Origin of the sequence: Paucibacter sp. DJ2R-2, assembly GCF_025717675.1 — a bacterium.
Classification (GTDB): Bacteria; Pseudomonadota; Gammaproteobacteria; order Burkholderiales; family Burkholderiaceae_C; genus Paucibacter_A.
Window position 1 is genome coordinate 658,264 of sequence record NZ_JAJIRT010000001.1, and the last position, 16,055, is coordinate 674,318.

Genomic DNA, 16,055 nt, shown 5'->3' on the forward strand with positions numbered 1-16,055 from the left:
CGATGCAGACGAAAACGAAGTGGATGCTGGCCGGCACGGCAGCCGTGCTGGTGGCCCTGCTGGGCTGGGCCTTCGCGCCGCGCCCGACGCTGGTGGAGCTGGCCGAGGCGAAGCCGGGCTTGTTCGAGGCCGGCATCGAAGAGGACGGCAAGACCCGCGTGCTGGACCGCTACCAGGTCTCGGCCCCGCTGGCCGGCCGCTGGCTGCGGCCCACGCTGAAAGAAGGCGACACGGTGCAGGCTGGCGCCTTGCTGGGCCAGTTGCAGCCCAGCATGGCGCCGCTGCTGGATGCGCGCAGCCTGGCCGAACTCAGCGCGCGTGCCGATGGCGCGGCCGCCGCCCAGCCGCGTGCCGCCGCCCGCCTGGGCGCGGCCCAGGTGGCGCTGGCCCAGGCCGAGCATGGACTGCGCCGAGCCGAATCACTGGCGGCACAAGGCTTTATCTCCAAAGCCAATCTAGACGATGCGCAACTGGCGCTGCAAGCGGCCCAGCAAGAGCGCGCCAGCGCCCAAGCCGAGGCGCAAATCACCCGCTACGAGCTGGCCCAGGCGCGGGCGGCGCTCGGCGCCCACAAGCCGGGTTCGAGCCAGGGCTCGGCCCGCAGCTTCGAGCTGCGCGCGCCGGTTGGGGCTCAGGTCTTGCGCGTGCAGCAGCCCAGCGAGGCCATGGTGGCGATGGGCACGCCGCTGATCGAGCTGGGCGACACCGCGCGGCTGGAGGTGGTGGCCGAGCTGCTGAGCAGCGATGCGCTGCAACTCAAAGCCGGGCAGCCGGTGCGCATCGAGCGCTGGGGCGGGCCGGGCACGCTGGCCGGCCAGGTCAGCCGGGTCGAGCCGGGCGCCTTCACCAAAGTTTCGGCCTTGGGCGTGGAGGAGCAGCGCGTCAAGGTGCAGATTGCGCTGAGCAGCCCCTTGGCACAACGCCAGGGCCTGGGCGACGGCTACCGCGTCGCCGTCAAAGTCATGACGCGCAGCCAAGACGGGGCGCTGCTCGTGCCCGTCAGCGCCGTGTTCCCCATGCCCGGCGCCGAGCCGGGCCGGCATGCGGTGTTCAAGGTCGAAGGGGGCCGCGCCCACCTCAGCGAGGTGCAACTGGAAGCGCGCAACAAGCAAGTCGCCTGGGTCAGCAAGGGCCTCTCGGCCGGCGCTTCGGTGGTCGTGTATCCGCCGCAGGGCTTGCTGGATGGGTCAAGAATCAAGGCTCGTTGAAACAAGAGCCCAAGAGCAAAGCAGGCAGACTAACGACGTTAAGGCCTCTTGCTGCCCAGCACCTCGGGTGTGGTCACGCCCATGGACACATACAAGCTGGTCAGGCCTTCCATGCCGATGTCGGCCGGGCGCACCCAGTCTTGGGGCAGGTAGAACAGGCCGCCGCCCACCGGCACCGGCGCGGTGGGCACCAGCACCGCGAGGAAGGCAACGCCGCCAATGTCCACCGGCTCCGGGCTGGACAACAAGCCCAGCACCAGCGCGCCGCCCTCGGGCTTGACGCCCCCGAAGTGGCACCACACCGGCGCCATCGCTCGCACGCCAGCTTCATCGCGCTTGGACATCATCTCGATCATGCGTTTGAGCAAGTCGTAGACCGTGCCGATCACCGGAATGCGCGCAATCAAGCCCTCCAGCTGCGCCTTCAATCGGCGCTGCAACTGTGTCTCCACCAGCAAGCCCAGCAGATAAACCAAGGTCAACACCACGCCCAGGCCGATCAGGTATGCGGCAAAAGGCGATTCGGTCAGCCGCAGCCCCAAGCGCCCCAGCGTGTTGCCCAAAACACTCTTTGGGCCCAAATAATCCATCACCACAGACATCACCCAGCCCAGCAGCACCAGCGTGGCCACCAAGGGCAGCACAGTCAGGAAACCGGTGACAAAGGTCCGCAGGACGTGACGGCGAGCTTGAGCGGCGAAGGGTTGAGGGCTGGTCATGGCAGGCAGATGAATAGCAAAACTGCGGGCATCATGCCAGCAGCAGTGAAGTGCGTGAGGGCTGCCGGTGGAGCGTCGGGGCCGACAACATCAAGCCCCCCTCCTTACAGCATATGGGACCGGTCCCCCCGCACAAAACCCAGCGCCTCAAACGCCGAGCCTGCTGCCGCAAAGCCGATCACCTTGAACAGCTCGCCCATCTCATGCTCGGCCACCAGCTTATGGGCCATGCTGCGCTCGGCCACGCTGGCGCTTTCGAGCAGGGCAGCCAGACCGCAGTTCAAGAGGAAATGGGCCTGGCTGGTGTAGCCCAGCACCTCGAAGCCGGCGTCCTGGCCGGCCAGGGCGATGCCGGTGAAGTTGATGTGGGCGGTGATGTCTTTCTCGCCCACCAGAACCAGAGGATCGGGGTCGCTGCGGTGCAGGTGGTGGCACATCAGGGTGCCGCCATGGCGCTGCGGGTGGTAGTACTCGCGCTCGGGAAAACCGTAGTCGATCAGAAAGGCCGCGCCACGCCGCAGGCGCTGGGCCAGGGTGCGGACAAAAGCCTCGGCCTGGGCGTGGGTCTCGGTGACCATGCCGGGCGGGAAGGCGCCCACCGGAGGCTCGCTCAGCGGCAACTGCAGGCCCGGCTGCGCGCGGTCCGCATAGGCAAAGCCGCCCTCGGGCGTACAGACCACGCCGCGCTCGGCCCAGGCCTGGCCGTCGAAGGCCAAGAGCTGCACCGGCATGGCATCCAGCACCTCGTTGCCGACGACGATGCCGTCGAACTGTTCGGGCAGCTGGTCCAGCCACTCGACCTGGTCGCCCCAGGCGGCCAGGCGCTGAGCCTGGCGAGCGCGAAGGGTGCCGGAAAGGTCGACGATGCGATAACGGCGAATCTGCGTGCCCAGAGCGCCCAGCAGTTGCTCGGCCAGGGCGCCGGTACCGGCACCGAATTCCCAGACCTCGTCGCAGCTGCAAGCCTGCAGGGCCTGGCCCACCTGGGCCGCCAGCGCTCGGCCGAACAGCGGGCTCAGCTCGGGCGCGGTGACAAAGTCGGAGCCGCTCTGCGGCATCAGACCGAATTTCTGGCTGGGGCCGCTGTAATAGCCCAGGCCCGGGGCATACAGGGCCAGGGCCATGAACCGGTCGAAGGGCAGCCAGCCGCCCGCTGCGTGGATCTCGGCAGCAAGGCGCTCGCTCAGCGGGCTTGCTTGGGAAGAATCATCGGTCATGGGAATGCGCTGCTGCGCTGCTGCAGCCATTGCTCAAAATCGGCGGCGGACATGGGCGGGCCGATCAGCTCACCCTGAAGCTCATCGCAGCCCCAGTCGGCCAACAGGCGGCGCTGTGCCGGCGTGCGCACGCCCTCGGCGCTGACATGCAGGCCCAGGCCGCGCGCCATCTGGATGATGGCCCGGGTGATGGCCGCGGCACCGCCGTCTTCGGGCAGCTTGGCAACAAAGCTCTGGTCGATCTTGAGCTTGTCCAGGGGCAGCTGGGTCAGGTGAGCGAGCGAGGTGTAGCCGGTACCGAAGTCGTCGACCGACACGCCCAGGCCTAGGGCCCGCAGCGCCGTCAAGGTGGCCGGCGCACTGGCGATCTCATCCATCAGCATGCGCTCGGTCAACTCCAGCTCCAGACATTCGCCGGCAATGCCCACCTCGTCCAGCACCCGCGCCACCGCGGCACCAAAGCCCTCAAGGCGGAACTGCATGCGCGAGAGGTTGACGGCAATCGGCACCGCTGCCACGCCGCGCTCGCGCCAGTCGCGCGCCTGCAGGGCCGCCGCGCGCAGCACCCATTCGCCGAGCTTGAGCATCAGGCGGTGGCGTTCGGCCACGTCGATGAAGGCATCGGGGCCAAGCAAGCCGCGCGTGGGGTGGCGCCAGCGCAGCAAGGCCTCGGCACCAATCAGCGCCCCGCCCTGCTCGCCGCCCAAGGCGGCCACCTGGGGCTGGAAGAAGAGCTCGAACTCGCCGCGCTCCAGGCCTTGCGCGAGCTCGCTCTCCAGCACCAGGTCGGAGTAGGCATGGCGAGCCAGTTCGGCATCGAAGAACTGGTAGTTGGCACGCCCGTCGGCCTTGGCCTGGTACATGGCCATATCGGCATGCTGGATCAGCTCCTCGGGCCGGCCACCATGCTCGGGGAACATGGCCACGCCGATCGAGGGCGTGACGCACAAGCGGCAGCCATCGGCCAGCACCGGCACCTCGACCACGGCCAGCAGCGCCATCAGCACCACCATCACATCCTCGCGGCTGGCGATGTCGCGCAGCAGGATGACGAACTCGTCGCCGCCGAAGCGGGCCACCAGATCGGTGGAGCGCAGGCAGTCGGTGATGCGCTCGGCCACGGTGGTCAGCACCTTGTCGCCTTCGAGATGGCCGAGCGAATCGTTGACGCGCTTGAAGTTGTCCAGGTCGATGAAAAGCAGGGCCAGGCGCCGCTCGCGGCTCTCGGCCAGTTGCAGGGCCGGGCCCAGCTGTTCCATGAAGGCCGCGCGGTTGAGCAAGCCGGTCAGGGCATCGTGGTGGGCCAGATGCTGGATGCGGGCCTGGGCGGCCAGGCGGTCGCGGATGTCACGCACGATGGTCATGCGCAGCTGTTCGCCTTGCGACTCCAGCGTGCGCACGATCAGCTCGACCGGGATGCGCGAGCCGTCGCGGTGCAGCAGGGCCGACTCATAGCTGAGCTCGCGCCGCTCGGCCATCACGTGGGCGGCTTGCTCGCGCAAATCATCGACGACGAAATCCAGCGCCGCACGCCCCACCATCTCGTCCAGGCCATAGCCCAGCAGGCGGCACAGCGGCGGGTTGGCGTCGCTGATCTGGCCCTGGCGGTGAAACAGAATGCCCTCGACCGAAGCCTGCATGAACTTCTGCAGCCGCGCCTCGGACTCGCGCGCGGCAATCTCGGCCACGCGGTGCCGGGTGATGTCATTGATCATCACGAAGCAGGCCTGGGCGGCAGCGCCATCGACCAGATGCGGGATCAGGCTGACCTCGACCCAGCGCCCATCCTCGCTACGCGCCGGGTCGCTGCCAGGCAGATAACGCTCATAACTGACGGTCACCCGCTCGCGCAGCAGGCGATCCACCTGAGGCTGGATCAGCAGCCGGGCGTCGGCCCCGATCACCTCGCTGAAGCTGCGGCCAAGAATGCTCTGCTCGTCCAGACCGAAGGCCTGGGCGTACTGGCGGTTGGCGAAATGGCAGCGGAAGGTCTGGGCGTCGTAGAAAGCCAGCAGGGCCGGCACGTTGTCGGCCAGCAAGCGCATCTGGCTGGCTTGCAAGGCCAGGGCCTGGGACTGGGCTTGTGCCGCCTGCTCCTGGCGGCGCTGGGCCGAGACATCGTGCCAGAGGCAAGCGAAGGCCTGGCGGGCGCTCAGCCAGCGGGCCCGGCAGGTCAGGTCGGGCAATCTGCCATGGCCGGGCAAGAGCAGTTCGAAATCCTGCGCACGACCCAGGAGCTGGCTCAGTTGCTCTCGCTCGGCCGCAGCAAAGGCCTGCAGCCAAGTCGCCTCCAAGGCAAAGGCTGGATGGAGGGCATGCCAGGCGGCATTGGCCTGCAAAAGCTGGGCCTGGGGCCCGATCAGGCTGGCAGCACAGGGCAGCTCGTCCCAGCCCAGCTCGGCAGGCTGAGGCGGCAGGGTCGCGTCGTTCATGAGCCGGCCTTGATCGACTCCAGCGCCAGACAGAGGTCGGCCCAGGCGCCGGCCTTGTCGGCCGGGCTGCGCAGCAGGTAGTCCAGGCCATAGCTGACCACCACCGGAATGCCCTGGTGGCGATGGACGCGGCCACGCAGACGACCCAGAGGCTCATCGCTGCCCAGCAAGGCCTGGGCCGAGGCCCGACCCAGGGCGACGATCACACGCGGCTGCAACAAGGCCACCTGGCGCGCCAGGATGGGGCGGCATTGCTGCAATTCCTCCGGCCCCGGTGCGCGGCCGGCCGCCGGCCGGCATTTCAGCGGCAGGCTGATATAGGCCTGACGGGCTCGCTCGACCGGCGCCGCCGCGGCGCGGCCCAAGGCCGGCGCCGGGTCCAGCTTGAGAGCTCGCAGCATATTGGCCAGCAAGGCCGCAGCCTCGCCACCAAAAGCTTGGGCGGGGTCTTCGCCTTCGCCCGACGGGTCGGCCACGATCAGCCAATCGGCCGCCTCCTCGCCGGCGCCGAACACATGGCCGCGCCGGCCCTGGCACAGGCGGCAAGCCTGGCACTCGGCGGCTTCGTAGCGCAACTCGGTCCAGTCGAAGCCGGCCAGGGCTTGCTCGCGGGCGCCGGCAGGCAGAGCCGGGCGCGGTGCGGCGGCGGGCACGGGCGCTGATGGCGGCTTGGGCACAAGAGGCGCGGCTGCGCTGGCAGCGGACCGCATGGCGGGGGCGGGTTGGGGTTGGACGGGCCTTGGCACCACGGCTTCAGCCACGGCCACATCGGCCTCGACCAGCTCTTGCGACTCAAGCTCAGCAGCCCGGGCACGCGGCCAGACCCGCAGGCCTATGGCCGCGAGCATGGCGGTCTGGCGTGCATCCCAGCTCATGGCTGCTGCGCCTCCAGCACATCGAGGCTCATCAACACGGCATCCTCGCGCGCGCCCTGCAAGACCGGGTAATAGGCCGGGCGCAAGCCCACCTCACGAAAGCCGTATTGCAGGTAGACCTCGCGGGCGCGCTGGTTGCTGACGCGCACTTCCAGCCAGAGCTGCGGGCATTTGCGCTCACGGCAGAGCTGGGCCAGCGCCGCCAACATGCGGCGCGCCAGGCCGCGGCCCTGACAGACCGGGTCGACCGCGATATTGAGCAGATGGACCTCGCCAAAGCCCTGCATAGCCAAGCAATAGCCGAGTACGGCACCGTCGGCCGCCTGCAGCACGAGGGCGCTGTAGCCAGCAGCCAAGGAATCAATGAAGTTACCCTCGGTCCAGGGCAGTTCGTAGGCCAGACGCTCGATGGCCAGCACGGCCGGCACATCGCTGCTGCGCATGGCGCGCAGCTGGGCCTCGGGCACGAGTTCGCGCTGGTCCTGCGGGCAGGCGCTCATGCGGCGCTCCCGGCCGCGGCTTTGGCGGCCATGCGTTCGGCCGTGGTTTGGGCCACCTTGTCGCGCACATAGACCGGCATGGCTTCGGCGGCATCAAGCAGCTCGCCGCGTGCAAAGGCTTGGGCCGCCAGCGACGCCAAGGCCTGCGCGCGCGACTGGCAGCGCGGCCATTGGCGCACGCCTTCCAAGGCCGGCGCCAGGGCTTCAGCAAAGACCTGCAAAGCCGAGCCGGCCACGGCCTCGGGCCGCTCCCAATGCGCCAGCAGGCTGGCCGGGGCATACAGCGCCGGCGCCTGCCGAACCCGCCATTGCTGGCCATCCCAGCGCAAGGCGGCGGCATAGATTTCATTCATGCGGGCGTCCATGGCCACCCAGATCTCGCCAAGCAAAGGCTGCCCCTCGGCCTCGGCCTGCTGGCGCGCATCCTCGGCCACCAGTTCCAGGCTGCACAGAGACAGCACCGGCTTGCCCAGCGCAAAGGCCAGGCCTTGGACCACGGCACAGGCCGCGCGCAAGCCGGTGAAAGCACCCGGGCCGCGGCCAAAGCCGATGGCGTCAACATCAGCCAAACGCAGGCCCGCCGAAGCCAGCAAGGCCTGGGCTTCCGGCACCAGGCGAGCCGAGGCCTGCGGGCCTCCTTCGGCCTCGAAAACCCAGCGGCCCGCCGGGCTGCTGAGGGCCAGGGCCATGGTTTCGGTGGAACTGTCTAAGGCCAACAACACGGTCATGGCGGAAGTGTAGCTGCGGGGTTCGGGAGCAAAGCCAGCCAGAGGCGCGCGCAAAAACAAACGCCGGGGCGCTTGCGCGGCCCGGCGAGTGCGACAACGCAGCTTCGGCTGCCGATCAGAAGGGGTTGTTGCGCGCCCGGGTCAGCGCCAGGGAGCCCAACCGTTGCTGGCCGGCCGGGCCGAGCTGGGTGTCGCTGGCCCACAGCCAGGTGTCGGCCGAGGCGTCGGTGACCAGAGTCTTGGGCGTGCACTCGGTGATGGCCACGGTGCTCTGGCAGGACGCAGCCACCACATTGGCAAAACCGAAACCGCCAGGGTATTTGACGATGGTCTGGATGCCGCCGCTGCGGTCATCGTTGGTCATGACCAGGCCGATCAAACGGCCGTCGTTGACCAGATTGAGCGTCATTTCCAGGTTCAGCTCGCTGGTCAGCTCCGACAGGAACTTGGCGCGGTCCAGGGTGCCTGGCTTGGCCGCTGCTTCTTTGATGGCAAAGGGCGTCAAGCCCATATCAGGCACCTGGACCACGACGATGCGGCCGTTGGCCAGGCCGATGCGGTTCACCTGCTGCGCCAGCAGCTTGCCGCGCGCACGCGCTTCGGCCAGCAGGCTGTCGCGGCTCTGCGCTGGGTACTGGGCATAGAGCTCCAGCACGTCATTGCTGCCCACCATCAAGGTGACCAGATCCTTGGGACCAAAACCGCCATTGGTGAACTGGGCGTCGATGCGGGCGCGCACGTCGGCGACCTTTGCGCCGGGGGCCGCATACATCAGGGCCGTCGGGTTGGCGATATTGGTCGGGTTGCATTCCTTGAAGACCATGCCGAAGTTGGCGGCAACGATCTGCACCCAGTTCGGGTTGCTCGCGCAGGCCAGCAGGCCGGTGGTGGCATCGAGCGCGTTGACGCTGTACTTCTTGCCGGCGGCGGTGATGACGCTGGTCTCATCGCCCAAAGCCATGATGCGGGTTGGGGCGAAAGGCTCGATCTGCTGGGTACCGCCCCCGCAGCCCGACAGCACAGCCACGGCGGCCAGGGCCAGCGTCGCCATCCAGGCGCGACCTTGGCGAACGTCGCGACCTGCGCCCGTTTTGCAACTCTTCATGAACACTCCAAGCAAAGAAACTCTCAAGGGTCGTGCTGGCCTTCTGCCAAACACCGACCACAAACCTCAAGGTCCGACAAAGGCAGCGGCGGCACGGCTCAGGCGATCCCTGACCCCGTCCCAGGCGCTGCCCGCAGGCGGCAACTCAATCCAGATTTCGCTCGCACCGGCGGCATCCAACTCCCGCAGCACCGCAAACAACTCATGCGCAGCCGCCCGGGCCTGCTCCGGCATGCGTCGGGCCAGCAAGCCGGCCGGCACCTCGACCGACCGCGAATATACCGCCAGCCCCCCGACGGGGCGCTCTTGGACCGTGCTTTCGGCCAGGGCCAGACGCAGGGCTTCGGCGGCGTACAGGCGCACGACCGCCCGGGGCGCGTAATGCGCGACCAGGGTGCCCGAGGCGCGCGGCGCTTGCGCGTCCGGTGCCCGCAAAGGCTCACCGGCCGCGGCTTCGATCTCGTCCGGAGTCAGCACGCCGGGGCGCAGCAGCACCGGATGGGCGCGGCTGCAGTCGACAATGCTCGATTCGATGCCGACCTCGCAGTCGCCGCCGTCCAGCACCCACAGGCCGGGCTCGAATTCATCGACCACATGGCGGGCCTGGGTCGGGCTGACCCGGCCGAAACGGTTGGCGCTGGGGGCGGCCACACCGGCCACGCCCAGGGCGCGGGCGGCGATCAGCAGCTCGCGCGCCACCGGGTGGGCCGGGCAACGCAGGCCGATGGTGTCCTGCCCGCCGGCTGCGGCCGCGCCCACGCCGGGCTTGCGCGGCACGATCACGGTCAAGGGACCGGGCCAGAAGGCCGCCATCAAGCGCCGCGCCACCGCGGGCAGTTCGGCCGCAAACAATTCAGCATCGGCCGCATCGGCGACGTGGACGATCAGGGGATGGTCAGCCGGCCGGCCCTTGGCCGCAAAGATCTTGGCCACGGCCGCGTCGTCGTCGGCACGCGCACCGAGGCCGTACACCGTCTCGGTCGGCAGCGCCAGCAACTCGCCCGCAGCCAAGCGGGCGGCTGCGGCGGCGATGGCATCGGGCTGGCGGGCGTCGAGCAACATGGCGGTGTCGCTCACCAGTCCTGGGGCAAGCCCAGCAGGCCCGCGGCTTCGCGCGCCAGGCGCTCCGCCTCGGCCGCGGTGGCGGCCGTGATGTTGAGGTGGCCCATCTTGCGGCCAGGGCGTGCGCTGGTCTTGCCGTACAGATGAAGATGGGTGCCAGGCAAGGCCAACACGGCATCCCAAGCCGGCGTGCGTTCGGCGCCCGAAGCGTCAAACCACAAGTCGCCCAGCAAATTGAGCATCACGGTCGGCGAATGCAGGCGCGGCGTGCGCAGCGGCAGGCGGGCCATGGCACGGACCTGGAGATCGAACTGCGAGACATCGCAGGCGTTCATCGTGTAGTGGCCCGAGTTGTGCGGGCGCGGCGCCATCTCGTTGACGACCAGGGAGCCGTCTTGCAGCACAAAAAACTCAACGCAGAGCACGCCGACATAGCCCATCTCGGTGGCAATGCGGGCGGCCGAGGCCAGGGCCTGCTGCTGCAAGGCCTCGCTGACCGAGGGCGCCGGCACTTGCGTGATGGCCAGGATGCCGTCGCGGTGCAGGTTCTGCTGCACCGGGAACTGCACCACCGTGCCATCGGCGCCGCGGGCGCTCAGCACCGAAAGCTCGAGCGCCAGCGGCAGCATCTGCTCCAGCACGCAGGGCATCTGTTTGAGCTCGTCCCAGCCGGCTTGCAGCTCGGCGCGGTTGCGCACGCGGATCTGGCCCTTGCCGTCGTAACCCATGCGGCTGGTCTTGAGGATGCCGGGCAGCAGGCTGTCAGCCACCGCGGCCAGATCAGCCGCGCTCTCGATCACCGCATAAGGCGCGCAGGCGACGCCGCTGGCACCGAAATGCGCTTTCTCGGCGGCGCGGTCCTGGCAATAAGCCACGGATGCACCAGCCGGCGCGACGAAGCGCCGCGCGGCCAGTTGCTCCAGGGCCTGGGCTGGCACGTTCTCAAATTCGGTGGTGATGGCATCGGCCACTTCGGCCAAGCGCGTCAGACCGGCCTCGTCGAGATAGCCGGCACGGATGTGCTCATGGGCCACCTGACCGGCCGGGCTGTCGGCGTCCGGGTCCAAGACCACGGTGCGATAACCGAGGCTTTGCGCGGCATGAACAAACATGCGGCCCAGCTGGCCGCCGCCCATCACGCCCAGCGTGGCTTCTCCGGGCAACAAAGGTTTCAGAGCGGCCGCCGACATCAGACCAGGTCCTTGCTCATGGCCCGTGCGACTTCGGTCTGACGGGCGCGGAAGGCGTCCAGCTGGGCGCGCAGGGCCGGGTTGTGGTTGGCGAGCATGGCCACGGCGAACAGAGCGGCATTGCCGGCACCGGCCGTGCCGATGGCGAAGGTGGCGACCGGGATGCCCTTGGGCATCTGGACGATGGAATGCAGGGAATCGACGCCTTGCAGATGGCGGCTGGCCACGGGCACGCCGAGCACCGGCAGGGGCGTCTTGGCGGCCAGCATGCCCGGCAAATGAGCAGCGCCGCCGGCACCGGCAATGATGGCTTGCAGGCCGCGGCCCGCCGCGCTCTCGGCATAGGCGAACATATCGTCCGGCATGCGGTGCGCCGACACGACCTTGGCCTCGAAGGCAATGCCGAACTCGGCGAGAATGTCAGCAGCGTGCTTCATGGTGTCCCAGTCGCTGCTGGAACCCATCACCACGCCAACCAGGGGTGCTGCGCTCGTTGACGGTTGATGATGCTGCACGACTCGCTCCATGGCTTGGGAAACCTTGAATTGTAGGCGGCCGGCGCCATCTGGCAGCTGGCTCCTGGCTTTGCAGGCCCGCCCCACCCCGCGCAATTGCAGCGCATCATCGACACCGACACTCGACCATGATCGACATCAACCTACAGAATTTTGAAGCCGAACTGATCCAGGGTTCGATGCAACAGCCGGTCCTGCTGGACATCTGGGCGCCCTGGTGCGGCCCCTGCAAGACCCTGGGCCCGGTGCTGGAAAAGCTCGAAGTGGCCTATGCCGGCCGCTTCAAACTGGCCAAGCTGAACAGCGACGAGGTGCCCGAGATCGCCAGCCAGCTGAGCCAGATGTTCGGCGTGCGCAGCATTCCCTTTTGCGTGATGTTCGCCGGCGGCCAGCCGGTGGACGGCTTCGTCGGCGCGGTTCCCGAGGCCCAAATCCGCGAATTCCTGGACAAGCATGTGCCCAGCGGCGAGATGCTGGAAGCCCAGGAAGAAGTGGCCGAGGCCGAGGAATTGATGGCCGAGGGCGATCTGGAATCGGCCCTGGTCAAGCTGCAGGCGGCGGTCGAGACCGACCCGGCCAATGAGCAGGCGCGCTTCGACTATGTGCGTGCATTGCTGGAACTCGGCTTGCTGGCCGATGCGCAAGCGGCATTTGCCCCGGTGGCGGCCCGCGCGGCGGACACCATCACCCCGCATGCCCGCTTCGCCGCCCTGGGCCTATGGCTGCAAGCCTGCGAGCGCAGCGCTGCCGGCCTCGACGTGACCGCCCTGCAAGCGGCCATCGCCAGCAACAAGCGTGACTTTGAATCCCGCTACGCCCTGGCCCAGGGCATGCTGGCAAACCAGAGCTTCACCGAAGCCATGGACGAGTTGCTCGAAATCATCATGCGCGACAAGAGCTGGAATGGCGAGCTGGCGCGCAAGACTTATGTGGCCATCCTGGAACTGCTGAGCAAGCCGGCCCCCAAGCCTGCGGCCCATGAAACCAAGAGCACCCTGGAACTGGCCGGCCGCGCCGTCGTGCCGCCCAGCGACCCGCTGCTGGACCAATACCGCCGCAAGCTCAGCATGGCCTTGTTCTGAGGCCGGCGGCGCGGCCGCCAGCCCCTTAGCCCATCAGCGGGGCTGAATCGCCGTGGCCCGCAGCTGCCCGGCCCAAGCGGCCTGCTGAACCGCGAACTCTTGCCATTCCGCTTGCGCCAGGGCGGCGTGCTGAGCGGCTGCCTCGGTCTGACCCAGTGCGGCATAGACCTGCGCGAGGCGGCTGTGCGTGGCGGCGCGGTCATCGACATCGCAATGCGCATCGAGTTCGAATTCGGACTCGCGCGCCTGCAGCAAACCATGGTCCGCCTGGCCCAGATTGACCCGGCACCAGGCCAGATCTGCCAGCAGGCTGCTGCCCAAACGCGCCAGGCCGCTGGCCATGGCTTGCGGGAGATGGGCCTCGTACAGCGCCAGCGCCTGAGCGAAATCGCCCTCGACCACCAGGATCTGGGCACGCAGCAGCGGCGTCAGGTCAGGCATCACCGAGCCGCCCATGGCCGCGTCGTAATGCTTGATGGAATCGGCCCCGAGTAGCAGCCCCTGCCCGCCCGAGACGGCGGCCAAGGCCGCGACCAGACTGGCGCGGCGCGCCTGCGCCGTGCGCATTTCCGCCATGTTGTACATCAGGGCCGAGACGGACGCGTCATCGCCATCGATCAAGGCATGGCGGCGTGCCTGCGAGAACCAGGCTTGCGCCGGCTCATTGAGATCGGCGTACTGATGGGCCAGGCCCATGACGGTGCACAGGCGGTAACGCGCGCCATGGTCATCGGGAGCGGCCAGGCGGTCGCAGAGTTCGGCCTGGCGCAGCATCTCCTCGGAGGCATGGCGCACATAGGCCAGCTGGGCCAACCAGGCCGCACACAGAGCCTCCAGCGCCGGCAGGCTGGCGGCCCGGGCGATCTGCTGAGCGCGCGCGATCTTCTCGTGGGCCGAGCTGCTGAAGTCGGTGTAGTAACTCATCAGCCCCTCGGCGAAATGCAGCCAGGCGCCGAGTTCGGGATGAGGGTGCTGGAAGGCCAGCTGATGCAGGCCGGTCAGCTCGCTGCGGGCCTGTTCCAAGCGGCCATGGCGGGCCAGCAGCAAGGCCCGACGCGCGCGGGCGCAGGCCGACTGGGTTTGGTGGGTCGCGGCAGCGATCTCCGCCTCGACCCGGCTCAACAAGCGGTTCTTGATGGCCTCGGGCGCGGCCCGAGGCGCACGCTTGGCGGCAGGCCGGCTGCTGCCCTTGCTGCTGCTCATGACTGGGTCAGGCGCTGCAGCGCCTCGCGGTATTTGGCCGTGGTGTGCTCGATCACGGCAGCGGGCAGACTGGGCGCCGGCGCGGTCTTGCCCCAGGGCTTGCCGTCGACCTCCGCCGCCTCCAACCAGTCGCGCAAGAACTGCTTGTCGTAGCTGGGCGGGTTGATGCCTTCGGCATAGCTCTCCACCGGCCAGTAGCGCGAGGAGTCGGGCGTCAGCACCTCGTCCATCAGGGTCAGGGTGCCGTCGGCATCGAGGCCGAACTCGAATTTCGTATCGGCAATGATGATGCCCTTGGTCAGCGCGTAATCGGCAGCACGCTGGTAGAGCTGGATGGAGATGTCGCGCACCCGGGTCGCGAGGTCCAGGCCGATGATGTCGACCATCTTGTCAAAGCTGATGTTCTCGTCGTGGTCGCCCATCTCGGCCTTGGTGGCCGGGGTGAAGATGGGCGCGGGCAGCTTGGAAGCGTTCTTCAGGCCGGCCGGCAGTTGCACGCCGCAGACCTGGCCATTCGTCTTGTACTCGGCCCAGCCACTGCCGGCCAGATAGCCGCGCACCACGGCCTCGACCGGCAGGGGCTTGAGGCGCTTGACCAGCATGGAACGGCCGCGCACCTGGGCTTGCTCCTCGGCCGTCACCACCGACAGCGGATCATCGCCGGTCAGGTGGTTGGGCACGATGCCATCGAGCTTCTCGAACCAGAACAGGGCCATCTGGGTCAGCAACTCGCCCTTGCCCGGGATGGGCTCGCCCATGATGACGTCGTAGGCCGAGATGCGGTCGCTGGCGATCATCAGGATGCGGTCCTCGCCCACCGCATAGTTTTCGCGCACCTTGCCGCGCGCGATCAGGGGCAAGGAGGTGAGGGTCGAGTTCAGCAAGGCAGCGGTCATGGTGGGCATCCGGAAAATGTTGCCCAGGATTTTAGGCGGCATTCAAAAACACAAAGGCCCGCCGGGCGCGAACCCGGCGGGCCAAAGACCGAAAAGGCGTCCTGGGTCTTGCTTACTGAACGATCTGGTTCAGCTCGCCGCGGGCATAGGCCGCAGCAATGTCCACCAGCGTGCGCGGCTGGATCTTGCCGGCCTGGCCTTCGCAACCGAACTCCAGATAACGCTGCTTGCACACCGCCTTGGCGGCTTCACGGGCCGGCTTGAGCCACTCGCGGGCATCGAACTTGTCAGGGTTCTCGAACAGGAACTTGCGCACCGCGCCGGTCATGGCCAGGCGGATGTCGGTGTCGATATTGATCTTGCGAACGCCATGCTTGATGGCCTCTTGGATCTCTTCGATCGGCACGCCGAAGGTTTCCTTCATCTGGCCGCCGTACTGGTTGATGATGGCCAGCAGCTCTTGCGGCACGCTCGAGGAGCCGTGCATCACCAGGTGGGTGTTGGGAATGCGGGCGTGGATCTCCTTGACGCGGCTGATGGCCAGGATGTCACCAGTGGGCTTGCGGCTGAACTTGTAGGCGCCGTGGCTGGTGCCGATGGCGATGGCCAACGCATCCAGCTGGGTGGCCTTGACAAAGGTGGCGGCTTCTTCCGGGTCGGTCAGCATCTGGCTGTGGTCCAGCTTGCCGACGGCGCCGATGCCGTCTTCCTCGCCGGCATCACCGGTTTCCAGATTGCCCAGGCAGCCCAGCTCGCCCTCGACCGTGACGCCGACCTTGTGCGCCATCTCGACGACGCGGCGGGTCACGTCCATGTTGTACTCAAAGGACGAAGGCGTCTTGCCATCTTCCATCAAGGAGCCGTCCATCATCACCGAGCCGAAGCCCAGATCGATGGCGCCCTGGCAGATCTTGGGGCTGGTGCCGTGGTCCTGGTGCATCACCAAGGGAACGTGGGGGTACATCTCAGCCGCAGCCTGGATCAGGTGCTTGATGAAGGGCTCGCCGGCGTACTTGCGGGCGCCGGCGCTGGCCTGCAGGATCACCGGCGCGCCGACCTCGTCGGCGGCAGACATCACGGCCTGGACTTGCTCGAGGTTGTTGACGTTGAAAGCCGGGATGCCATAGCCGTGTTCGGCGGCATGGTCCAGCAGTTGGCGCATAGAAACGAGAGCCATGGAAGTTCTCCGGGAGTTTGAAATCCGATTGACGCAGCCTACCGACCCATCATCCGTCGATTGATGACGAAGCGGGCCATGTAACCGCGTTGTAACTGGCGCGGATTCTAGCGGCGCGCCATGAAACGACAGCCCGGGCAGGCTCG

15 protein-coding genes are annotated in these 16,055 nt (G+C 67.9%); 2 read left to right on the forward strand and 13 right to left on the reverse strand.

Annotation, left to right across the window (positions count from 1 at the left end):
• Positions 1-2: 2 nt before the first annotated feature.
• Positions 3-1,208, forward strand: coding sequence for an efflux RND transporter periplasmic adaptor subunit (locus LNV28_RS02920; protein ID WP_263516589.1), 1,206 nt, complete (start codon positions 3-5; stop codon positions 1,206-1,208).
• Positions 1,209-1,246: 38 nt separating this feature from the next.
• Here the strand turns inward: LNV28_RS02920 and LNV28_RS02925 are convergent, their stop codons facing one another.
• From LNV28_RS02925 to purE, 10 genes are all read right to left on the reverse strand, one after another.
• Positions 1,247-1,927: a DUF502 domain-containing protein gene (locus tag LNV28_RS02925; RefSeq protein ID WP_263516588.1), complete on the reverse strand. Its 681-nt coding sequence runs from the start codon at positions 1,925-1,927 to the stop codon at positions 1,247-1,249.
• A 104-nt stretch (positions 1,928-2,031) separates the two neighbouring features.
• Entirely contained in the window at positions 2,032-3,144 is a 1,113-nt protein-coding gene (locus LNV28_RS02930; protein ID WP_263516587.1) for a class I SAM-dependent methyltransferase, read from the reverse strand.
• The gene (locus tag LNV28_RS02935) at positions 3,141-5,576 is read right to left on the reverse strand and encodes a putative bifunctional diguanylate cyclase/phosphodiesterase (RefSeq protein ID WP_263516586.1); all 2,436 of its coding nucleotides are present in this window, start codon (positions 5,574-5,576) and stop codon (positions 3,141-3,143) included. Before LNV28_RS02935 ends, LNV28_RS02930 begins: the two co-directional genes overlap by 4 nt.
• The gene (locus LNV28_RS02940) at positions 5,573-6,451 is read right to left on the reverse strand and encodes a uracil-DNA glycosylase (protein WP_263516585.1); all 879 of its coding nucleotides are present in this window, start codon (positions 6,449-6,451) and stop codon (positions 5,573-5,575) included. The genes LNV28_RS02935 and LNV28_RS02940 overlap by 4 nt, the downstream gene beginning before the upstream one ends.
• Entirely contained in the window at positions 6,448-6,951 is a 504-nt protein-coding gene (gene rimI, locus LNV28_RS02945; RefSeq protein WP_263516584.1) for a ribosomal protein S18-alanine N-acetyltransferase, read from the reverse strand. The genes LNV28_RS02940 and rimI overlap by 4 nt, the downstream gene beginning before the upstream one ends.
• Positions 6,948-7,679: a tRNA (adenosine(37)-N6)-threonylcarbamoyltransferase complex dimerization subunit type 1 TsaB gene (tsaB, locus tag LNV28_RS02950; RefSeq protein ID WP_263516583.1), complete on the reverse strand. Its 732-nt coding sequence runs from the start codon at positions 7,677-7,679 to the stop codon at positions 6,948-6,950. Before tsaB ends, rimI begins: the two co-directional genes overlap by 4 nt.
• A gap of 115 nt (positions 7,680-7,794) precedes the next feature.
• The gene (locus LNV28_RS02955; RefSeq protein WP_263516582.1) at positions 7,795-8,784 is read right to left on the reverse strand and encodes an SGNH/GDSL hydrolase family protein; all 990 of its coding nucleotides are present in this window, start codon (positions 8,782-8,784) and stop codon (positions 7,795-7,797) included.
• Positions 8,785-8,850: 66 nt separating this feature from the next.
• Entirely contained in the window at positions 8,851-9,846 is a 996-nt protein-coding gene (locus tag LNV28_RS02960; protein WP_263516581.1) for an L-threonylcarbamoyladenylate synthase, read from the reverse strand.
• Positions 9,847-9,857: 11 nt separating this feature from the next.
• Complete coding sequence (locus tag LNV28_RS02965) at positions 9,858-11,036, reverse strand: 5-(carboxyamino)imidazole ribonucleotide synthase (RefSeq protein ID WP_263516580.1); 1,179 nt, start codon at positions 11,034-11,036, stop codon at positions 9,858-9,860.
• Positions 11,036-11,563: a 5-(carboxyamino)imidazole ribonucleotide mutase gene (gene purE / locus LNV28_RS02970; protein WP_411969891.1), complete on the reverse strand. Its 528-nt coding sequence runs from the start codon at positions 11,561-11,563 to the stop codon at positions 11,036-11,038. The genes LNV28_RS02965 and purE overlap by 1 nt, the downstream gene beginning before the upstream one ends.
• Positions 11,564-11,679: 116 nt before the next feature.
• Here purE and LNV28_RS02975 point away from each other — a divergent pair, with 116 nt between their 5' ends.
• Positions 11,680-12,633 (forward strand): tetratricopeptide repeat protein, encoded by a 954-nt coding sequence (locus LNV28_RS02975; RefSeq protein WP_263516579.1) that lies wholly within the window; start codon positions 11,680-11,682, stop codon positions 12,631-12,633.
• A gap of 33 nt (positions 12,634-12,666) precedes the next feature.
• Here LNV28_RS02975 and LNV28_RS02980 read toward each other — a convergent pair whose 3' ends face one another.
• The 3 genes from LNV28_RS02980 to fba all read right to left on the reverse strand — a co-directional run bounded on the left by LNV28_RS02980 (position 12,667) and on the right by fba (position 15,909).
• A complete protein-coding gene (locus LNV28_RS02980; RefSeq protein WP_263516578.1) occupies positions 12,667-13,836 on the reverse strand; it encodes a hypothetical protein in 1,170 nt (389 codons plus the stop codon).
• Positions 13,833-14,732 (reverse strand): phosphoribosylaminoimidazolesuccinocarboxamide synthase, encoded by a 900-nt coding sequence (locus tag LNV28_RS02985; RefSeq protein WP_263516577.1) that lies wholly within the window; start codon positions 14,730-14,732, stop codon positions 13,833-13,835. The genes LNV28_RS02980 and LNV28_RS02985 overlap by 4 nt, the downstream gene beginning before the upstream one ends.
• Before the next feature lie 112 nt (positions 14,733-14,844).
• The gene (gene fba, locus LNV28_RS02990) at positions 14,845-15,909 is read right to left on the reverse strand and encodes a class II fructose-bisphosphate aldolase (protein ID WP_263516576.1); all 1,065 of its coding nucleotides are present in this window, start codon (positions 15,907-15,909) and stop codon (positions 14,845-14,847) included.
• Between the last annotated feature and the right edge of the window lie 146 nt (positions 15,910-16,055).

Bases quoted from the DNA above. Each gene is read 5' to 3' on its own strand.
- LNV28_RS02925 (WP_263516588.1), bottom strand. From the start codon at position 1,927: ATGACCAGCCCTCAACCCTTCGCCGCTCAAGCTCGCCGTCACGTCCTG.
- LNV28_RS02955 (WP_263516582.1), bottom strand. From the start codon at position 8,784: ATGAAGAGTTGCAAAACGGGCGCAGGTCGCGACGTTCGCCAAGGTCGC.
- LNV28_RS02960 (WP_263516581.1), bottom strand. From the start codon at position 9,846: ATGTTGCTCGACGCCCGCCAGCCCGATGCCATCGCCGCCGCAGCCGCC.
- LNV28_RS02930 (WP_263516587.1), bottom strand. From the start codon at position 3,144: ATGACCGATGATTCTTCCCAAGCAAGCCCGCTGAGCGAGCGCCTTGCT.
- LNV28_RS02965 (WP_263516580.1), bottom strand. From the start codon at position 11,036: ATGTCGGCGGCCGCTCTGAAACCTTTGTTGCCCGGAGAAGCCACGCTG.
- LNV28_RS02940 (WP_263516585.1), bottom strand. From the start codon at position 6,451: ATGAGCTGGGATGCACGCCAGACCGCCATGCTCGCGGCCATAGGCCTG.
- LNV28_RS02985 (WP_263516577.1), bottom strand. From the start codon at position 14,732: ATGACCGCTGCCTTGCTGAACTCGACCCTCACCTCCTTGCCCCTGATC.
- tsaB (WP_263516583.1), bottom strand. From the start codon at position 7,679: ATGACCGTGTTGTTGGCCTTAGACAGTTCCACCGAAACCATGGCCCTG.
- LNV28_RS02920 (WP_263516589.1), top strand. From the start codon at position 3: ATGCAGACGAAAACGAAGTGGATGCTGGCCGGCACGGCAGCCGTGCTG.
- purE (WP_411969891.1), bottom strand. From the start codon at position 11,563: ATGGAGCGAGTCGTGCAGCATCATCAACCGTCAACGAGCGCAGCACCC.
- fba (WP_263516576.1), bottom strand. From the start codon at position 15,909: ATGGCTCTCGTTTCTATGCGCCAACTGCTGGACCATGCCGCCGAACAC.
- rimI (WP_263516584.1), bottom strand. From the start codon at position 6,951: ATGAGCGCCTGCCCGCAGGACCAGCGCGAACTCGTGCCCGAGGCCCAG.
- LNV28_RS02975 (WP_263516579.1), top strand. From the start codon at position 11,680: ATGATCGACATCAACCTACAGAATTTTGAAGCCGAACTGATCCAGGGT.
- LNV28_RS02935 (WP_263516586.1), bottom strand. From the start codon at position 5,576: ATGAACGACGCGACCCTGCCGCCTCAGCCTGCCGAGCTGGGCTGGGAC.
- LNV28_RS02980 (WP_263516578.1), bottom strand. From the start codon at position 13,836: ATGAGCAGCAGCAAGGGCAGCAGCCGGCCTGCCGCCAAGCGTGCGCCT.